The organism is Bradyrhizobium sp. SZCCHNR2028, from assembly GCF_032380995.1.
Lineage (GTDB): Bacteria > Pseudomonadota > Alphaproteobacteria > Rhizobiales > Xanthobacteraceae > Bradyrhizobium.
In genome coordinates this window covers 1-1,656 of sequence record NZ_JAUHJF010000049.1, presented here as the reverse complement: position 1 = coordinate 1,656, position 1,656 = coordinate 1, and the positions used below count along the sequence as shown (strand labels likewise).

1 protein-coding gene is annotated in these 1,656 nt (G+C 63.9%); it reads left to right on the top strand.

Features of this window, described 5'->3' with window-relative positions; genetic code table 11:
• On the top strand, window positions 1-1,656 hold a 1,656-nt coding region (locus QX121_RS31570; RefSeq protein WP_315813916.1), incomplete at both ends, for a condensation domain-containing protein.

The following is a 1,656-nucleotide window of genomic DNA, read 5'->3' as shown; positions in this document are numbered from 1 at the left end:
ACACCCCGCCGCGGACACCACGCGAAGAGAAACTCTGCGCTCTGTTTGCCGAGACCCTCGGGCTCGAGCGCGTCGGGATCCATGACAACTTCTTCGATCTCGGCGGCCATTCGCTGCTCGTGACGCATTTGGTCTCGAAAATCCGCGCTGCTTTCGGGGTCGAGCTGCCGCTTGGTACGCTGTTTGAAGTTTCGACCATCTCCGGGCTCGCTGAACGGCTCGATCAGGCCGAGGCGGCAGCACGACCGACTCTTCGGCCGGGCCCTCGTCCGGAGGTGATCCCGCTCTCGTTCGCGCAAAGTCGCCTGTGGTTCCTCAACCATCTCGAAGGACAAAGCCCACACTATAATCTCACGCTCGCATTGCGTCTTCGCGGTGCCCTCGATCGCGACGCCCTCGAAGCCGCCCTCGCCGATTTGGTCGAGCGGCATGAGAGTCTGCGAACCGTCTTCCCGGAGACGGCGGGCACACCCCGCCAGCTGATCCTCGATGCTGAAATCGCTCGGCCGATCCTCGCGGTGGCGGCAACCACTGAGGCCGAGCTTCCCCAGGCGCTCAACATGGCCGCGAGCCGCGGCTTCGATCTCGCCGTCGAACCGCCGCTCCGCGTCGATCTCTTCGTCCTCGCGCCTCGCGACCAGGTTCTGCTGCTGTTGATCCATCATATTGCCGGCGACGGAGCTTCGCTCGGGCCGCTGGCTCGCGATCTCGCTACCGCTTATGCTGCGCGTAGTGAGAAGCGCGCGCCTGTCTTCGAGCCGCTGCCCCTGCAATACGCCGACTACACGCTTTGGCAGCACGCGCTGCTCGGCAATGAGGAGGATCCCGAGAGCCCGGTCGCGCGCCAGTTGGAGTATTGGAAGAGGGCGCTGCATGGCCTGCCGGAGCAACTGGAGCTGCCGGTTGACCGTTCCCGGTCGCCTGTTCCCAGCCATCATGGTGATACTGTCGCGTTCGAGATCACCCCCGAAGTGCACCAGGGGCTGCTGATGCTGGCGCGCGAACAGCAGGCCAGTCTCTTCATGGTGCTCCAAGCCGGCCTCGCTGCGCTGCTCACGCGGTTGGGCGCAGGTACGGACATCCCAATCGGCAGTCCGGTGGCGGGGCGCAGCGATCACGCGCTCGACGACTTGATCGGATTTTTCGTCAACACCGTGGTACTGCGCAGCGACACCGCTGGAAATCCAAGCTTCCGCGAACTGGTGGATCGCGTGCGCGCCGCCAATCTCGATGCCTACGCGAATCAGGATTTGCCGTTCGAGCGCCTCGTCGAGGCGATCAATCCGACACGGTCTCTGAGACGCCACCCGCTCTTCCAGGTGATGCTCGCGTTACAGAACGCTGGTACGCTCAGCCTTGATATGCCCGGTCTCACCATCGTCCCGCAACCGATGAGCAGCAGCGCTGCCAAATTCGATCTGGCCTTGATCTTGACAGAGAGTCGTGGCCAGCACGGTGGGTCAGCTGGGATCGAAGGCACGATCGAATACAGTACGGATCTGTTCGAGCGGAAAGCCGTCGAAGCCATCGCCACGCGTTTGGTGCGCCTGCTCGAATCTGCAACCGCCGCGCCGGATCAGCCGATCGGCGCAATCGACATTCTCGACGCGGCGGAGCGGCGTCGGGTGCTGGCGGAGTGGAATGACACGGTGCGCG